The organism is Oceanicaulis sp. UBA2681 (assembly GCF_002354675.1).
In the GTDB taxonomy this organism is placed as follows: Bacteria; Pseudomonadota; Alphaproteobacteria; order Caulobacterales; family Maricaulaceae; genus Oceanicaulis; species Oceanicaulis alexandrii.
Genome location: NZ_DEMB01000011.1, coordinates 79043 through 97564 on the forward strand (window position 1 = coordinate 79043; position 18522 = coordinate 97564).

General features: G+C 61.9%; 12 protein-coding genes. 2 read left to right on the plus strand and 10 right to left on the minus strand.

From position 1 onward, the window contains the following. Nucleotides 1-94: 94 nt before the first annotated feature. The 5 genes from B3M53_RS08650 to B3M53_RS08670 all read right to left on the minus strand — a co-directional run bounded on the left by B3M53_RS08650 (nucleotide 95) and on the right by B3M53_RS08670 (nucleotide 7529). Entirely contained in the window at nucleotides 95-2695 is a 2601-nt protein-coding gene (locus tag B3M53_RS08650; RefSeq protein WP_273021191.1) for a TonB-dependent receptor domain-containing protein, read from the minus strand. A gap of 86 nt (nucleotides 2696-2781) precedes the next feature. Beyond that, nucleotides 2782-5556, minus strand: coding sequence for a hypothetical protein (locus B3M53_RS08655; protein WP_028284700.1), 2775 nt, complete (start codon nucleotides 5554-5556; stop codon nucleotides 2782-2784). Nucleotides 5557-5870: 314 nt separating this feature from the next. Next, nucleotides 5871-6302 (minus strand): TIGR01244 family sulfur transferase, encoded by a 432-nt coding sequence (locus B3M53_RS08660; RefSeq protein ID WP_022701257.1) that lies wholly within the window; start codon nucleotides 6300-6302, stop codon nucleotides 5871-5873. Between the two features lie 10 nt (nucleotides 6303-6312). Next, the gene (locus tag B3M53_RS08665; RefSeq protein ID WP_273021189.1) at nucleotides 6313-7200 is read right to left on the minus strand and encodes an MBL fold metallo-hydrolase; all 888 of its coding nucleotides are present in this window, start codon (nucleotides 7198-7200) and stop codon (nucleotides 6313-6315) included. Beyond that, nucleotides 7197-7529, minus strand: a complete 333-nt coding sequence (locus B3M53_RS08670; RefSeq protein ID WP_022701255.1) for an ArsR/SmtB family transcription factor — start codon at nucleotides 7527-7529, stop codon at nucleotides 7197-7199. The genes B3M53_RS08665 and B3M53_RS08670 overlap by 4 nt, the downstream gene beginning before the upstream one ends. Before the next feature lie 168 nt (nucleotides 7530-7697). Between B3M53_RS08670 and B3M53_RS08675 the strand changes: the two genes are divergently transcribed. Continuing rightward, complete coding sequence (locus B3M53_RS08675; protein ID WP_022701254.1) at nucleotides 7698-8498, plus strand: DUF1295 domain-containing protein; 801 nt, start codon at nucleotides 7698-7700, stop codon at nucleotides 8496-8498. Nucleotides 8499-8507: 9 nt separating this feature from the next. Here the strand turns inward: B3M53_RS08675 and B3M53_RS08680 are convergent, their stop codons facing one another. The 4 genes from B3M53_RS08680 to B3M53_RS08695 all read right to left on the minus strand — a co-directional run bounded on the left by B3M53_RS08680 (nucleotide 8508) and on the right by B3M53_RS08695 (nucleotide 13351). Next, nucleotides 8508-8690, minus strand: a complete 183-nt coding sequence (locus B3M53_RS08680) for a hypothetical protein (RefSeq protein WP_156861454.1) — start codon at nucleotides 8688-8690, stop codon at nucleotides 8508-8510. Between the two features lie 72 nt (nucleotides 8691-8762). Then, nucleotides 8763-10235, minus strand: a complete 1473-nt coding sequence (locus B3M53_RS08685; RefSeq protein WP_273021187.1) for a hypothetical protein — start codon at nucleotides 10233-10235, stop codon at nucleotides 8763-8765. Nucleotides 10236-10334: 99 nt separating this feature from the next. Next, entirely contained in the window at nucleotides 10335-12266 is a 1932-nt protein-coding gene (locus B3M53_RS08690) for a hypothetical protein (RefSeq protein ID WP_273021186.1), read from the minus strand. Between the two features lie 152 nt (nucleotides 12267-12418). Then, entirely contained in the window at nucleotides 12419-13351 is a 933-nt protein-coding gene (locus tag B3M53_RS08695) for a hypothetical protein (RefSeq protein WP_273021184.1), read from the minus strand. Nucleotides 13352-13488: 137 nt separating this feature from the next. Here B3M53_RS08695 and B3M53_RS08700 point away from each other — a divergent pair, with 137 nt between their 5' ends. Continuing rightward, nucleotides 13489-15426: a glycosyltransferase gene (locus B3M53_RS08700; protein WP_273021182.1), complete on the plus strand. Its 1938-nt coding sequence runs from the start codon at nucleotides 13489-13491 to the stop codon at nucleotides 15424-15426. Here the strand turns inward: B3M53_RS08700 and B3M53_RS08705 are convergent. Further along, nucleotides 15423-18509, minus strand: a complete 3087-nt coding sequence (locus B3M53_RS08705) for an efflux RND transporter permease subunit (RefSeq protein WP_273021181.1) — start codon at nucleotides 18507-18509, stop codon at nucleotides 15423-15425. The genes B3M53_RS08700 and B3M53_RS08705 overlap by 4 nt on opposite strands. Nucleotides 18510-18522: the final 13 nt, after the last annotated feature.

An 18522-nucleotide genomic window follows, 5' to 3' on the forward strand; every position in this document is an offset into this window, starting at 1 on the left:
AGCGCGCAGACCTTAAGGGTCCGCCCGCTTGCATCCGTTTTGGGTCGTCAATGTCATGACGGAGCGGCGCAAGGCCGCCCCGTCAGGTCTTTCCCTAGAACCGCGCTGTCAGGCTGACAGACACGGAACGCCCGCGGGCATAGGTGTTGAACTGGGTCTCACCAATGCCTTCGCTGACCTGATATTCGATGTGATCTTCATCGAGCAGGTTGCGTGCATTGATGCTCAGCGACAGGCCGTCATAGATGTAATCAAGATCCCGGCGATAGGTGGCGTCCAGGATCACGCCCGGATCTTCCATCACGTCGGGAAGCTCGGCGCCTGGCTGGCTGAGACCCCGTTGCAGAACGCGATCATCCACCCAGTTGAGCAGCAGGTTGAACTCGTCCTGATCGCTCGCCCAGCCCAGCTGCGCGTTGATGATGTTCTCAGGCGTGCCCTGCAGCACCGAACCGTCAAGGTTATAGGTCGCAGCCGGCTGCAGGCTCTGGCTGATCGGATCAAAGATCAGATCGCTGGCGCCCGCTTCAACTTCTGAGTCGGTGTAGGTGTAGTTGATGCCGAAGCGCCAATCCCGGTCCGACAGGAAGAAGATGTCGCCAGGAATGTTGAACTGGGTGCGATATTCCAGCTCGAGACCCTGAACGATAGCCTTGGGCGAGTTGATGAAGGTGGTTTCGAACACGAAGGTCGAGGTCGAGAACTGCACTTCTTCAATCGGATTGGTCAGCTCTTTGTAGAACACCGCGCCGGTGATGAACTGGTCGCGGCCCAGATAGTATTCCAGACGCGCGTCATAGTTCTTGAACTCGGTGTCCACGAGACCCGAGTTACCGCGATAGGCGCGGCCGGATTCAGGATCGAAATAGCTCGAACGCGCCAGTTCGCGGAACTGCGGGCGTGCGATGGTTTCCGAATACCCGACCCGCAGCTGAAGGTTCTCAGCAAAGGTCCAGGTGCCGGTGAAGGCCGGCAGGGTGTAGTCGTTTTCAAGATCGACCGTACCCGCGCCCAGATTGCCGAAGCGATCAAAGGTCTGAACCGACTGGGTCGCTTCTTCACGACGCACGCCGAAGGTGGCGCGGATGAAGTCGGTGAACTCCACATCAGCCTGGGCGTAATAGGCGTCCACGTCCAGCTCGCCGGTATAGGAGTCGTTGGTGGTGGACAGTTCTTGCAAGATGAACCGCGTCGGCGCGATGTTATCCGGCGAGAACAGGAAGTCCGGGCGCGCAACACGCACATCGTCCGGCAGCGAGTTGCCGCCCACGAAACGGAAGGCGTACAGATTGTACTCGCGTTCGGTGCTTGCCGTGTCAAAGCCCGCTGACAGAACCGTGTTCCAGCCCATCAGAGCGGTATTGTAGACCGCGTCGCCGCCGAAGCTGGTGGCTTCATCGGTCAGATCGCTGAAGCGGATGTCATAGCTGTTGGCCACGAGATAGCTCGGCTGACCCGTCACCGGGTCGATCAGACGACGCAGCGTGCGCTCGTAGGGCGCGTCGCGGGTGGATTCCGCATAGGCGCCGCGCCAGCTCAGCTCGAGATCGCCAAACACATGCTCGCCATTGAGCTGGTACATGGTGAGCTCGCGCTCATACCAGCCGGTCTGCTCGTCATGAATCTCACCCGTGGCGCCCGGCGCGTTGAAGTCGGTGCCGGTGGTGATTTCAGAGCGCTTGTCAGTGTCGTGCGAGTAAAAGACGAGACCCTGGACTTCGTGGTTGTCCAGACCCGCAGACAAAGCGACCAGAGCATTCGTAGCGGCTTCAAAACGGCCTTCTGCAGCCGTCTGGTCATTACCGATGATGCCGCCCAGCACGCGCTGACGGCTGGCTTCGCGGTAAGACCAGTCGCTGTCATAGCCAGCGGTCGCCACAACACCAACCTCAAGCTGGCCCAGCATGCGCGAGGCGCCGGCCTCGAAGCTGAACGAGCCCGTCGGCAGATATTCGGTGTTCTGGATGACGTTGACCGGCGAGTTGGTCAGGCTTTCACCCGCGTTTTCGATGTAAGCATCGCTCTGGCTGTTGAGCGGCGTCCGCGTGGCGATCAGATCCGCCAGAGGAGACGGCATGCTGCGCAGGCCGTCATCATAGCCCGTCCAGTCCTGGTCGGCGCCCGAATGGATCAGACCATCCTGGAACGTGGCTTCGCTGTTATAGGAAACGCCGGCCTTGAGGCTGAAAAAGTCCTCATCAGGGCGACGCACGGTGCTCATATTGATCAGACCGCCGCCGAACTCGGCCGGCAGGTTGGCCGAATAGGTTTTCTGGACTTCGATGCCGTCCAGCAAGTCGGACGGGATGAGATCCAGCGGCACGGTGCGGCGGAGCGGTTCGGGGCTGGGAAGCACCGATCCGTTCAGCAAGGACGAGGAGTAGCGATCCCCAAGGCCGCGCACATAGGCGAAACGGCCGCCGACAATGCTGAGACCACTGACACGCGCCAGAGCGGCGGCGGCGTCTGAATCGCCCGTACGGGCCAGGTCTTCAGCTGACAGGAAGCTCGCAACCTGTGCAGTGCGACGCTGGGGTTCGGGGACGTACTGGTAGCGCACGACCACCACGTCTTCGACTTGGTTGGAGGCGGACGCAGCCTCGTCATTTGTCTGCTGCGCGAAGGCGGCGGACGGGGCGAGGAGAACGCTCGAGGCGAGCAGCGCTCCACGCATGAGTTTCATCGTATTCATCATCAGAACCTTTTGTCAGGTCGTCACCAGCAGGCTGCAGAAGGCGGGGCCGCCGACGCATGACGTCGACGGCCCGCGCTCAATTGCGCTTAGCAGGGAGAGGACGCTTCCAGGCCACAGGACCAGCCAGCCCACCAGCGGTCGGAGCTGTTCTCGACGGCGCCGATATAGGTGACCGGCTCGAACCAGGCATCCAGCGTGGTCGGGTCGAACACCGGACGCGCATTCTCTGCGGTCCCGTTGACGAACGTGCCAGACAGGGTTGCTGCGATGGCGGTGGTGTTGTTCGAACCCTGATCCACAGCGCCTTGTGCAGCGGCGGTGTCAGAACCCGAGCGGGCCAGACCGGCGTCACAATCAAACAGAACCGAGTCAAAGCGCGGATCGTTGTTGATGTCGTAGCCGGCGACGCCGTCGCCTGCGCTGTCCTGCCAGCGGAAGCATTCCTGACCGTAATCGACCACACCGTTCACATAGCGTCCGACGGTGCCGGTGTTCAGGCGGAAAGCGTTCGAACGGTTACCGATGAAGGTGAAGTTCGACAGCGTGGCGTTCGACAATGGCGTGACGCCGTTACCCGCGCTGGAGGCTTCCACGATGTTGTCACCCAGCTGATCGTTCTGGACGACGATCGCGAACTGGATGTTGCCCTGATAGCCGTTGTCGGTGTCGATGGAGTCGTCTTTGTTGCCGGTCAGAACCAGGTTGCGGACGTTGACGTTGCCGCCGAAGAACTCGACGCCGTCATCCTCGTTATTGTGAACCTGGACGTATTCGACCGTGGTGCCGCGACCGATGCCGGCGAAGGTGATGCCGTTCAGTTCGTTGCCCGCGGTGTTGATGGCGAAGCCGGCATATTTGAGCTGCATGAAGCGCAGCGCGCCGGAATTGTCGTCAGCGTCATTGCCGCCGTAGATCGCATCCGGGTTGGTCACGCCTTCCACGATGTTCTGGCAGTCACCGCCTGCGACCGAACCGGTCGAGCAACGGTTGATCGGCGCCTGGCCGAGCAGCACCAGACCACCCCATTCCGCGGTCGCGGTGTCGGGATCAACCTGGTTGCCGGTGAGATCGTTTTCAGAGGTGAAGATGACCGGGTTTTCGCGGGTGCCGTTGGCGAAGATCTGAGAGCCGCGATTGACCACGATGTAGTCAGCGCCGCTATCGCCGAACAGGGTCACGCCCGATTCGATGGTCAGCACAGCCGGATCAGCATTCGGAGCCGTACCGTCGGGGCCGGCGTCAATGCCGACATCCACACGACCGGAGATCTCGTAGACATTGCCGCGCGTCAGGCGCAGGTCGTCGGTGAGAACGCCGGAGACGCGGCAGATGGTTTCACCATTCAGCTCAAGACCCGTATCGGCGGTGCCGGTCGGGCAAGCCGCTTCCGGGAACAGACCGAAGGTCCAGCCGGCCGCCCAGTTGGACGTCTCGGTTTCAGACGGGCTGAAAGCGCCGGCATAGCTGGCCGCTTCGAAGAAAGAGCCCAGCGTGGTCGGATCGACCGCGGTGACGCCCTGCTCGACCGGGCCCGGGAACAGGCGGGAAGCCAGCGAGTTGGCGCCGACCACATTGTTCGGGTCCGCAGCGACGGCTGCAGCCGGAACGCCAGCGACGGAGTTGGAAGAGGCGAGACCACCGTCGCAATCAAACACCACAGAGCGGAAGCTCGGATCGGTTGCTGCGTTGAAGCTGGTGTTGCCGTCGCCCGCGCTGTCCTGCCAGCGGAAGCATTCCTGGCCGTAATCCACCACGCCGTTGACATAGGTGCCGACGGTGCCGGTGTTCAGGCGGAACGCGTTCGAACGGTTACCAACGAAGGTGAAGTTGGAGATGGTCGCGTCAGACGCCGGCAGGGCGCCCGGAGCGACGCTGGAAGCTTCAACGATGTTGTCGCCGATATTGTCGTTCTGGACAACGATCGCGAACTGGATGTTGCCCTGATAGCCGTTGTCGGTGTCGATGGAGTCGTCTTTGTTGCCGGTCAGGACCAGGTTGCTGACGTTGACGTTGCCGCCGAAGAACTCGACGCCGTCATCTTCATTGTTGTGAACCTGAACGTGGTTGACTTCGGTGCCTGCGCCGATGCCGGCGAAGGTGATGCCGTTCAGCTCGTTGCCCGCAGTGTTGATGGCGAAGCCAGCGAAGCGAACCTGCAGGTAACGCAGAATGCCCGAATTGTCGTTGGCGTCGTCGCCACCGTAAATGGCGTCAGGGTTGGTCACGCCTTCCACGATGTTTTCGCACGCGACAGAGCCCGGAGCCGCGGCGGCGCTCAGGCAGCGATTGATCGGCGCTTGGCCCAGCAGCACCAGACCACCCCATTCAGCGGTGTTGGAACCACCCAGGTCGGAAGCGTCAGCAGCGCGGCGCTCGATGTCAGCCTGGCTCGTCATGATCACCGGCGCAGAGGCGGTGCCCAAAGCTTCGATCTGCGAGCCGCGGTTCACAACGATGTAATCAGCGCCCGATGCGCCATAAACAACAGCGCCCGGCTCGATCGTCAGGCGTGCAGACTGGCCGCCCGCCTTGTTGCCGTCAGCGCCGATGTCGGCGCCGACATCGATGCGGCCATTGAGGCGGTAAGCGACGCCGTCAACAGCTTCAAGGGTGAGGTTCGACAGGATCTGGCCGCTGACTTCACAAGCGGTGAAATCGCCCACAGAACCGGCTTGGGTGAAGCCGGACGGGCACGAAACCGTGCCGCCGCCGCCACCACCGCCGCCACCGCCGCCGCCCGGAGGCGTGCCGGGGGCTGACGGGCCAGGAGAAGCGATATCGGACCCTTGCGAACACGCAGCGATCACAGCAAAGGACGCACCTGCAAGCAGCAGTTTCAGCTTGGACATTTGAACTTTCATCAGAACCCCCCGAGGGACTTTATGTGGCGCAACACTCAAAACACGCCGCACTGGCTCGTCGGCTCAGGCGGTCGCTCGGGAGGTGAAAAGACAGCAAGATTGTTACGCAGGGTTCTCAATTGCGTGACGAAGCCGTGACACGCCCTCTACGCGAGCCTTGATGACGTACCGTAGGCGTCATCAGCACTGCGGGCGTCGCCGGATTCGCCAGCGTTGACTGACCTTGGCGCAGGTGTGGCGCCTGTGCACACATCATTAAGGGTTTTATGAAGTTTGGATGACGCACAGGTTTTTCACCTGTGACGACATGCGCCTCAGACGGCAGGTCCGTGGCGCGCCTCGAACACCTCACGAAACGGCGACAGATCATGTCCCGCGTCGCGCGCCAGCGTGAGAATCTCATCCGCCGGACGATCTTGCGACTGTGACAACGCCCACCCCAGCATGGACCGCGCGCCCGACCGGCAGAAGCCCAGCACCTTGCCGGACGCCTGCTGCGTCACCGCATGAATGCGGGCGATGTCAGTTTCGCTGATCTGCGCGCCCTGCATGGGGGCATGCAGGTAATCCAGCCCGGCCGATGTGGCCGCAGCCTCGATCATCGCCGAAGAGGGCTGCCCAGGCTCCTCACCATCAGGCCGATTGTTGATCAACGCGGTGAAGCCCTGATCAGCAAAGGCCTGAACCTGGTCAGGCATGATCTGTCCGGAAATGAAGAAATCAGACGTCACCGGGACACAGACCATCAGCTCACTCCTACAGGGCGTCGAACGGAATCTTGAGGTAATGCACGCCATTATCCTCGGCGGGCGGCAATTCTCCCGCACGCATGTTCACCTGCACGCTGGGCAGAATCAGATTGGGCATGTCCAGCGTGGCGTCGCGCCGTTCGCGCATGGCGACAAAACTGTCCTCGTCCACGCCGCCGCCCACATGAATATTGGAAGCGCGCTCCTCGGCGACGGTGCTCTCCCAGGCGAAGTCATCGCGTCCTGGCGCCTTGTAGTCATGGCACATGAACAGGCGGGTCTCGTCAGGCAGGGCGAAGATCTTCTGGATGGAGCGATAGAGCGTGCGCGCATCCCCGCCGGGAAAGTCACAGCGCGCCGTGCCGAAATCGGGCATGAACAGCGTGTCGCCGACAAACGCCGCATCCCCGATGACGTAAGTCATGCAGGCCGGGGTGTGCCCCGGCGTGTGCATGGCGCGCGCTTCAAGTTCGCCGATATAAAAGCGCTCGTCGTCCGCGAACAAATGGTCAAACTGGGAGCCGTCGCGCCGGAACTCGTCCTCGGCGTTGAACACATCGCCGAACACGGACTGGACGGCGCGGATATTGGCCCCGATCGCCAATTGTCCGCCCAGCTGGGCTTTCAGATACGGCGCCGCGGACAAATGATCGGCGTGAACATGGGTTTCCAGCACCCAGTCCACATCCAGCCCCTGCTCTCTCACATAGGCGATCAGGGCGTCCGCGCTCTTATGGGCGGTGCGTCCCGACTTCGGATCGTAATCAAGCACGGAATCAATAATCGCCGCTTTCGACGTCGCAGGATCGGAGACCACATAGCTGACAGTGAATGTGTCGCGGTCAAAAAAGGCTTTGACCACAGGGTTCTGGGATGAAGCGTTATCGGTTGTCATAACACGGCGCCTCCTTTGGACATTTGGGGACCGAAGGCCTGGCACAAGGCCGACACCAGTTTGTGGATACGCACATCGGCCAGGCTGTAATAGACGTGCTTGGCGTCCCGACGCGGCGTGACAAGACCGGCATCACGCATGCGCGCCAGGTCTCTCGACAGATTAGGCTGACGCACGCCGGTGCGCGACTCGATCTCAGACACCGAGCACTCGCCTTCCATCAGCTCGCACGCCACCAGCAGCCGCCCCGGATGGGCGAGAATTTTCATCAGGCTTGCGACTTCGTCCGCGCGATCGCGCAGCTCCATCAGGTCGAGTTCGGCGCCCATGGCTCGGGACCCTTGTCTGCTCAATTTGAACTTTCGTGTTTTGATAATTGAAATCCTGGCCCCCAGTGACAAGTCTTCCTCACAGTCAATCTTTCTGATCCTATGGTCCTGACAGGCGTCCTGTGCGTGCTGCGCCTTTGTTCCCGCTAACCGGAGACCGCTGACTTGATGAGCGTCATCAGCCTGCTTGCCCTTAATCTTGGGGCCGTTTTATTATTATTTTCAGCACTTTGGGTGATCGCCCAGCTCAATCGCGACCCCAGCTTCATCGATGCGTTCTGGGCGTTTTCGATTGTTCTGGTCGCCGGGCTCACCTTTCTGCTGACTGATGGCGCGACATGGCGACACATGCTGATCGCCGGGCTCACCGCTGTGTGGGGAATGAGGCTCGGCGTTCATTTGCTGCTGCGTTGGCGGCAGGAGGGGGCGGATCGGCGCTATATGAAATTGCTCAGCAATGTCCGCGAGAAGCGCGGTTGGAGCTATGGGCGCACCACGGCGCTGTTCGTTTTTCTGCCTCAAGCCGTCCTGTTATGGCTGACCAGCCTGCCCGTACAGCTCGGGCAAGCGTTCGCAGGTGAAGCGACGCTGGGCGTTCTGGGCTATGCCGGAGCGGCTTTGGCCGTGTTCGGAATTGCGTATGAAAGCCTCGCGGACGCCCAGCTCAGCCGGTTCAAACATGACCCGGCCAGGCAGGGCCAGGTTCTCGACACAGGCTTGTGGGCCTGGAGCCGGCATCCCAATTATTTCGGCGAGGCCTGCGTCTGGTGGGGGCTGTGGCTGATCGCGGCCGAAACCGGCTGGGGCGCGCTCGCCCTGCCTGGTCCGGTCTTCGTGACCTTCACCTTGCTCAAACTGTCCGGCGTGACGCTTCAGGAAGCGGGCATTGAGGACAGACGCCCAGACTATGCGCGCTACAAGGCTCGGACATCGGCGTTTGTGCCGCGTCCGCCCAAGTCACACTCATGATAGGTACGATCAGGTCCGGCGCGTGGGCGGAATGTTGAAGCCGTCAGGCGCGCTTTCAAGAAAGCGCTCCACAAAGCGCACAGCGTCTTCCGCCCGGCCTTGCGACATATCAGAACAGAACGCGTAAACCGCAGTGCCGCTGAGTGCGAGACTCAACAGACCGACGCTCGCCATCACTACCAGTAGCCGCATATCGCCCTCCCCGGCGTTAACAGGGGAAGCCTAACATTACGCGATGTTCATTAACAAGCGGAAAGGTTCGGATCAGACCGAGTCGCGGTCCTGTTCCTCAAACATATCGCTCGGTGTCGGCGTCGCCATGGCGGAACTGGCGTTCTTGAGCGCTTGCAGCGCCTCCTGGACGCTCGTCTCCATCAAGGCCGCAGCGCTTTCCACGCGCTGGCTGGCGGCGTCATATCGATTGACATCCAGCTGGCCGACCGCCGCTTCAATACGCTGCGCCGCGCCATCAACGCGCTGTCCGATTTCGCCCGACATCGCTTCAAGACCGGCGCGGAAATCAGCCAGCGCCGCATCCATGCCGCCAGACGGAATGGATTGGGCGATCGCCTTCATCTCTTCGCGGAACGCGCTTAACTCCGCAGCGATATCGGTCTGGCTGCCCAGACGGGTCTCGTGCAAAGCGGAGGCCGCAATGTCATCAATATCAACGGTGTCTGCGTTTTCATCCCAGATCCGGGATGTAGCGTTGATCTCATCAAGCGCGTCTTCCAGCACGTCTTGAAGGGCGGGCTCAGCTTCAAGAGCGGGCTCAGCCTCAGCATCATCAGGCTCAGCCATACTGACTTCGTCATCCGCTTGCGCCAGAACGAAGTCGTCGTCATCAACGATCAGATCGCGTCCCTCAGCTCCAAGCGCGTCGTCTATGTCCGCACCGGCTTCAGAGCTGTCCAGCTCAGGGGCCTCAGGCTCAGTTTCAGGCTGTTCACCCAGCTCAAAACCGTCTTCAACGGCCGGCTCAGGGTCTATCGCAAACTCAGGCTCCGCTTCGGTCTCAAGCTCGGGTGCGGCGTCAGAGTCAGCTTCCGCCCCGGCGTCCGGCAAAAACGCGAAGTCGTCTTCCTCTGCTGCGGCGACCTCCGCCTCGGGCTCAATTTCAGTCCCGTCCGCAGTGTCGGTTGCGCTCGCAGGCTCTACGCCTTCAACAGTATCATCCAGAACCACGACAGGGTCGTCATCAATCGGCGTGGCCAGAGCCCAATCGTCCTCCCCGGAAGCGTCAAACGCGTCGAGGTCAACCGCGCCGTCATCAAGGAGGGCGTCGCCCGCCCCCTCATCAGCTCCGGATGTTTCCGTGTCGGAATTCGTGTCAAAATCCCATTCGTGCTCGGCCAGATCGTGCATCACCGCCTCGCCTTCTTCATCAGACAGAGCCTGATTGCGGATGCGGTAATCTTCCTGGCGCGGCAGGTCGGGTTGACGCGCCAGATGCACAGCTTCGCTCGCCGGGTCGCCAAACAAGGTGTTCGCCAGCTCGTCGCAGGCGGCGTCCACATCGTCCACATGCTCAACCGGAGAACACAAGGCCCAGGTCAGAGCGCCGAGAGGGGAAAAGCGCACACGGTCGCTGACCGCCCGCTCCAGAAACAAGGAGGTGAAGCGATCCAGTCCCGCAGCCAGTGCATCCGCATTCGCGGTTTCCGGCGGTCGCAATTGCAGAATGAACGCGGCCTCGCCCTCGCGGGGTTGAACAGCATCTGCGGTGGCGAGCTCCATGAGTCCCTTCCCGAAGCGAATCACCCCGGTCCCTGCATCAGTTAGACAGACACCAGATCGCACTCACCTTGCGAAGGTCTTAACATAGCGTGAAATGGATTACTCGAAGCCGATGAAGGCGGGCAGGCCCTGACTTCCTGGCGACATCGCTACTCCGTCCGCATGAATGATCGCCACCGGATTCTGTCCCAGATACGCGCCGCGCATGGAGGGCGCATCATCAATGGCGTGCACCACCAGTCCCGGCGCGAAACGCGGTCCCTGCCGGGGCGTCTCCGGTTCGATTTCAGCGCGCGACACCTGCAACAAGGTCAGGTTGGACAAGGCTCGCACGTCTGCATCCACCCCGGCGCCGGTCTCGATGACCAGCCGGTCCGCATAGACCCGCAAGGGCGCCTGCGCATTCACGGGCGTGTTGTTGATCGCCAGAAAAGGCCGTTCCACCGGGCCGGAACGGCCATTATCTGTGCTGGAAAACACATAGGTGAGCGGCGCATTGGAGGGGGCGAACAAGGCCAGCGCATCCGCTGTCACACGCGCCATGACGAGCCTCTGCGACGCACTCATCACATCCGGCAAACGCACTTCCAGACCGTCCGCAAACCGCTCGGGCAAATGGGTGAAGCCTTGACCCGCCTGCGCGCTTTCAAACAGGAGCGCGCTGTCGCTCGCCAGCTGGACCGGATATCGCTGCTGGGAAATCTCACACCCGCCATCATCGCGCTGGCGCTGCAGGGCTATGGCGACATCATTCACAAGACCCTGCCGCGCCGTGGGCAATTCCACGCGATAGCGGTTCTGGCCCGAACCGTTCAGCCGTCGAGAATCAATCAACTCACCGTTTAGCGCGACATGAGCGACCGTCGTCACCCCCGTCGGACCATCCGGCAGCCGGAAATCGAGTCCCACGGCATCTGCGACCCGGCCTTGCGGCGACTCCGCCAACACATAGCTGAAGCGCCATTCGCGACGGTCAGCGACCTGTTGCACGCTGGTGTCCACGCCGAGCCGTTCAAGCGTCAGCACCGACGGACCTTCAGCAGACAGGAATTGGACTGGATTGACCGAAATCCCACGGGCGATGGCAGACAGCTCGCTGGTGAGAAAGCGCACAGTGTCGATACGCTCCGCATCCGTGACAGCGACCATGGTGTGCCCGGCGCGCCGCCACAGGCTGGCGCCCGCAGGCGCGCGTTCATCCACTGACAGAAACCCAGCGCGCTGCAGATTTTCGCGCGAGCCCGCCAGGATCACGCCTTCCGCGCCCGCTTCCACGACCGCCGACGCGTCGGCGAGATTGATCATGGTGACAGCAAAACCGTTCCGATTGAGCCGCGCGCCCAGCCGGGTCGCGAGTTCGAACCAGGCTTCGCCGTCATCCATGGCGATGACGACCTGGCGCGGGGTCAAGGCCAACACATCACGCACCGACGTGAGCGGCCCCTCAAGCTCGATTTCGAGACCGGAGTTCGGAGCCAGGCTGAGCACTGCGCCCATGGAGCGGTCCGAATGGCAGACCTGGGCGGACACGTCGCCAGCCAGCTGCACGCCGATACGCGCATCCGCAGCGCCCGCAAGCTGCTCGGTCAGGTCGAACACCCAGGTGAAGTCCCGCTGGCCCGGCGCCAGCACCCGCTCCATCACGCGTCGGCCATTCACCGTCACCCGCAACGCCGTCACGGCGTCCACACTCACATCCTGACGGCCGCTCAGAACGAGCCGGACCGCACGCGATCGCTGATCGCGCACCAAAGGCAGGCTGGCGGAGGCGTAAGAGGGGTATCCTGACACGACGAGGCCGTCTGCATGGCCCGCGTCAGCCAGACTGACGTCATAAAGACCATCACGGCCAAGCACAGCCTGTGCGCTGGTCATCCGGTCGAAGACCTGACGCACGAACAATCCGAACTCGCCCTGACCGGCGTTCAGCTGCCCCGAGACGAACAGCGTCGCCACGCTGGCGAGCGCGACAATGCCAAGGGATGCAGAAAACCAGGGGAATCTGCGCTTGTACTCACGATTGGTTTTCATGCTGGCTTAGCCCCGGACCTGTCGCCGCCCCCGCAGCGATAAAACGCCTCACGACAAGACCTGTGAGCCTTCGACGCGTTTCTTACCCAACCCTTAAAGACGTCAAGTCGGGCGGCGTCCCGGCGATACTGTGTCATCATTGTGGTGACCGATCATATCCGGAAAGAAAAGCCGGCACGGAAGGTGGCGCCGCCATAATCGCGAGTCTGGATATTGGACTCATTGTCCAGATATCCAGCCGCCACAAACGCGCTGACCCGCTCTGCGATCTGGCGCTCGAAACGCGCCTCGATCTCAAAGCGCTGATCTGAACGCGCGACCGGCTGAAGCGCCGAAAACGCGCCGTCATAATCGCGGTCACGATAGTCAGCGACCAGAGCTGCGGAGCTTTTGTCGTCGAGCGACCAGATCACTTCACCGCGCAAGCGGGTTTCATCAAAGGAAAAGCGGTCTTCCTCCGCCTCGGCCTGTTCGAAATAGGCTGAGATGCGCAGCACCAAATTGTCATCCACAGGCCGGAAAAACTGCTCGAGACCGACCCGCACTCGCTCTGAGTCCAAGCCCTGAAGATCGGCGCGCTCGAAATCATAGGCGTTGGCGCGCACGCGGAAGACGGTTTCAAGTCGCTGATCGCCTTGCGGACGCCAGCGCAGCTGCGCCTCAGCTTCCGGGCGCGTCCAATGAGAGTTTCCATCCCGGCTCAGAGCGCTATAGCTCGCCGCCAGACGCACCTGCAGGCGGTTATCCGCGGTCGTGTTCCAGTATTGAACCCGAGGGGTGACCAGCACCGAGTTGAGCTCGTCCCGGTCGGCGTATCCGCGTACGCGCAGCTGGCCCTCAAACCGCAGCACCTGTCGGCCTTCAAGCGGCTGAACGCGGCGAAGCCAGGTGTTTGAGTCAAAACCTGTCTCAAGATCGAACACCGCCGGCCCGGCGGACGCCAGCTCCTGGTCGGCTGAAAACGGATCGGATCGTGCGATCATATTCGTGGATTGAAGCTCGAAACGCCCTTCAGCCTGGGCGGCGCCGGCGCTCACAACGGCAAGCCCAGCCGCCAACATGCTGGTCCGCATGGAATTCGTCATGATGTCACCCGCCTTCACCCGTCCGTCAGGGTGAATTGCCCTTCCGAATTCTCACTGTTAATGCTTCGTTAAAAGCTGCAGTCAACCAGTACGCGATCAAATCTGAACGCGCCATGAAGCGGTAAGGCGTCCCAAGCATGCTCAAAGACACCGACCCGCCGCTTCCCGGCCTCTCTGGCAAGGCGCGTGCCGAGGAAACGCAGGCCAAGCCTGATCTGAAGCGGGACACTCCGAAGGCGCGCCTGGATGATCAGGGGCGCAAGGCGGACTTCTTCCGCTCTGTGGACTCTGCGCCCGTCGGAGTCTCCGTCGCGCGCCCCAGAGAAGTTCAGGACTTCGCCCTCGCCGCGTTCGCCTTCTTCTCCATCATTCTGCTGGCGCTGCCAGAGCTGAGCCGGGCATTTTTTGATCTCGCCATACCGCGAGATTTCGTCGGCTTCACCGCAGACCGGATGAATGCGGTATTGCCGGTCCGCACCTTCCTTCTGAGCTTCTTTCTGACCTATGCGCTGTTCGCTTACGGCACGCCGGGCAAACGGGTCGTGCTGGCGATGAGCTTCCTGCTCAAGCTGGCGCTGGCCTGCATCGTGATCGACCTGGCCGCCTGGCTGAGCTGGCGATGGGCAAGTGCGGTCTGGCCGGTCCATTTCCAGCAATTTCTCGCCGGCATGGCCGGGCTGATCATCTTCCCGCACACCCTGATCAGCCAGGCGCGCCTGCCGACCGCTTCAGGAACCCCGGTGCTGCGCGACGGCAAGCTGTACGAATACAGCCTGTTGTTCGTCACCGGCGGCGTTGCGGCGATCGTCGCCATTCTGGTGTCGTCTGTGTTCCAGCCTGAAGCCGATTATCTGCGCTCGATCGCGTTGCTGGGCGGAATGGGGCCGGGCGTGTTCCTGGCGCAGCAGGTCATGGGCGTGCAACTGGCGGTGCTGGGCTGGGGGCGCAACCAGATCTCGAGACGCCGCGCCTTTTCGCCCCCTGTCGCCGTAATGATCCCGGCGCACAATGAAGCCCACCAGATCCGCGAAACGCTTCTGGCCGTCGACGCAGCGGCGGCGCGCTATGATGGCGATGTGCGAGTGATCGTCATGGAAAACTGCTCGCATGACGAGACGGCGCAACTGGCGGAAACGACCCTGGCGCGGTGCGAAAACCTGGCGGGGTGGCATGTGGACGCCAGCACGATTCCCGGCAAGGCCCGGGCGCTCAATCGCGGTCTCGACCTGATTGAGGAAGGCTTTGTCGTCCGCATTGACGCCGACACCGTGATTGCGCCCGACACGCTGAAAACCGCCATGCGCCATTTCGCCCGGAACGCCGTGGGCGGCGTCGGCGGGCTGCCCCTGCCCCATGCGGACGAAGGACTGTTGTCCAAGGTGCGCGCCATCGAGGTGCTGATGCGCCATGGATTCGTGCAGGTGGGCTTCGGCGCGTTCGGCGGGGTGTTCGGCCTGCCCGGCATGTTCGTGATCTATCGCAAATCTGCGCTGGACGAGGCGGGCGGCTTCACCGAGGGCATGAATGGCGAGGACACCGACATCACCTTGCGCATGACCTCGCTGGGCTATCGCATGGTCGCGGACCCCAAGGCGAAGTTCTATACCGAGACGCCGGACACGCTCGCTTTCCTGCGCGAACAGCGCACGCGCTGGTTTCGCTCGCTCTACCATGTCACCGCGCACAACCGGGACATGCTGTTTCGCAATGGCTCGGTGATCGGCAATGTCGCCTTGCCCTTCACCCTGCTCAATGGCGCGCGGCGCGCAATGATGACGCCGCTGCTGATCTACGGCCTGATCGTGTTCTTCCTGTTCGGCTGCGTGTATGGGCACCCCGGTTTCGCCACGGTGGTGGCCGTGGTGATGGGCATGCCCTTCGTCCTGGCGCTGTTCGTGCTGATCGTCTGGAGACGGCTCGACCTCATCCCGATCCTGCCGCTCTACATGGGCTTCAGGTTCCTGCGGTCCTACTACACGCTGGGATCGACGCTCTCGCTGATTTTCCCGAGCCGGAAGGCCGAGCGCGCCTTCGACGCGCCCAAGCCTCGTCAGAAACCGCCGCTTGTGGGCTAGGCCGCCATCTCATCATCCTTGATCCTGAAGAACAGGGCGTAGAAGACCGGCGTGGCGATCATGGTCAGGATGGTCGCAAAGGCCAGACCGCAGATGATGGTCACCGCCATGCCCTGGAAGAAAGCGTCGAAGATCAGGGGCGTCATGCCTAGGATCGTCGTGCCCGCCGCCAGCAGCACCGGCCGCAAACGGCTGACCGAGCCTTTCACCATGGCGTCAAAACGCGGATCACCGCGGTTGATGCGCTGATCGACCTCGTCCACCAGCACGATGGCGTTCTTGATCAACATCCCCGACAGCGACAGCAAGCCCAACAGCGCGGTGAAGGAGAAGGCCACATTGGTCGCCAGAAGCCCCATGCTGACGCCGCAGATCGACATCGGCACGATCAGCCAGATGATCAACGGCTGACGCACGCTCTGGAACAGGATGAAGCTGGTCATCAGCATGACCAGAAAGCTCAGCGGCAGCACGCCGCCCAGCGATTCATTGGCTTCGCTGGACGCCTCATGCTCCCCGCCCCACTCAAGCGTGTAGCCATGGGGCAGCTCGATGCCGCTCACGACTTCTGCAAAGCGCGGAAACGCCGAGGCCGCAGTTGTGTCCTCTGACGCTGGATTGCCTTGCACGGTCAGGGTGCGCACCCGGTTGCGGCGCTGGATCAGGCTTTCATGCGCCTCCAGCTCAAACCCGCTCACCACCTGGCTGACCGGCACGTAGGCGTTCTGGGACGGGCTCCAGATCAACCGGTCGGTCAGGCTGTCAGGCTGGGCGCGCTCATAGTCCGGCGCCCGCGCGATGATCGGAATCAGGATGTCGCCTTCCCGGAACACGCCCACTTGCGAGCCGGAGGTTGCATAGCTCAGCGCGTCAGCCACATCCGCGCGCGTGACGCCGATGGTCCGGGCGCGATCCGGCAGGATTTGCGGCACAAGCACCAGCTCGCGATTACGCCAGTCCGTGCGCAGATCGCGGAATTCGCCGGCTTCATTGAGCCGCCGCAATGCTTCTTCGGTCAGCGCGCGCAGAACTTCGGCGTCCGGCCCCATGAAACGCGCCTCCAGCTGGGCGCCCGAAGGCGGGCCGAACACGATCCGCTCGGACCGCGCTTCCAGCTGAGGATAGGTCTCGGTCACATAGGCCATGATGGCGTCCGCCAAGGGCGGAATCTCATCCAGCGTCTCCGTCTGCACGATCAGCTGACCATAGGCGGGATTGGGCTGTTCGCTGGTGTAAGTCAGCATGAAGCGCGTCGCGCCGCGCCCCACAAACGCATCCACCGAACGGGCGTGCTCCTGCTCGCCGGCGAAACGCGCCACGTCGCGGATCACCGCGTCGGTGGCCAGAATGTCCGCCCCCTGGGGCATGGTCATGTTCACATAGAACATCGGCGTGTTCGAATTGGGGAAGAAGGCCTGCTTGACCGAGCCGAAGCCGACGATGGACGCCATGAACACCACCACCAGCGCAATCACTGTCACGATGCGGTGCTTGAGCGCCGTCACCAGAAGATTGCGATAAACGCTGTAAATGCCCCGCCCGTGCGGGTCATCTGGATTGGCTTTCTCGCCCTTGAACAGGTGATAGGCGATCATCGGGGCGACCGTGATCGCCAGTATCCAGCTCAGCACCAGTGAAATGCCGATGATTGCGAAGAGCGAGAACAGAAACTCGCCCGTCGAATCGGGCGACAATCCAATGCCCGAAAACGCCATGATGCCGATGACAGTTGCGCCCAAGAGCGGCCATTGGGTCGAGTTGACCGCATCCTCGGCCGCTTTCATCCGGTCATCGCCGCGCTGGACAGAAACCTGAATGCCTTCGGTCACCACAATGGCGTTATCCACCAGCATGCCCATGGCGATGATCAGGGCGCCCAGCGAGATGCGCTGCATGGTGATGTCAAACGCGTTCATGAAGAACAACGTCCCCAGAACGGTCAGAAGCAGCACGGCGCCCACAGTCACACCGGCGCGCCACCCCATGAACAGACACAAGACCCCGATCACGATGGCGACCGACATCGCCAGATTGACCAGGAAGCCATTGGTCGCCTTGGCCACGACCGTGTGTTGTTCATAGATCGGCTTGAGTTCGACGCCGACCGGCAGATCTTGCTCCAGCTCGGCCAGCCGGGCTTCCACAGCTTCGCCCACATCGACGATATTGGCGTCTTCAAGCCCCGCCACGCCCAAGGTGAAAGACGGCTCGCCATTGTGATAAATGTAAACATCAGCCCGCTCGACGGGCGCCCGCGTTACGTTCGCAATGTCAGACAGACGCAAGGTCTGACCGGCATCGCGCGGCGAGATCAGAAGATTTTCAATGGACTCCACGCCGCCGATGGATTGCGGCATTTCAATGCGCAGCAAGCGGTCGCCCGAGGGCGCCTCCCCGGCGGAGACCACCGCGTTTTCATTGGAAAGGGTGGAAAGCACCGCCTCGACCGGAAGCCCGAGACGCGCCAGATCTTCCTGGGAAATCTCGATATAAATGCGTTCTTGCGTGACGCCTGCGACCTCCACCTTGGAGACCCCGTCCACGACCAGCAATTCGCGGCGCAGATCATCGGCGATATCGCGGATCTCACGATCAGAATATCCCGGCGCGGTGACGGCGTAGAGAATGCCGTAAACATCGCCGAAATCATCGAGAACCTGCGAGGTTCCAGCGCCCGGCGGCAAGGTTGGCGCAGCGTCCCGTATCCGCTTTCTCAGCTCGTCCCAGATTTGAGGCAACTCGGTGCCGTCAAACTCGTCGCGCATGCGCACGTGAATTTCGCTGACGCCGGGCGAGCTTTCGGAGAAGACCTCGTCAAGCTGACTCATCTGCTGGATCGCGGTTTCCAGACGCTCAGTGACCTCGTCTTCCACCTCTTCCGCCGTCGCGCCGGGATAAGGCGTGACAACAATGGCTTCCTTGATGGTGAAGGACGGGTCTTCAAGACGCCCCACCGACATGAAGCCCTGTATGCCGCCAAACAGGCAGAACAAGATGACAAGCCAGGTCAGCACCGGGCGCTCGATGGACAGTCGGGCAAGATTGAACTTGCCGCCGACCCCGGACTTTGCGGTTTCGGTCATGGGCAGACGCTCC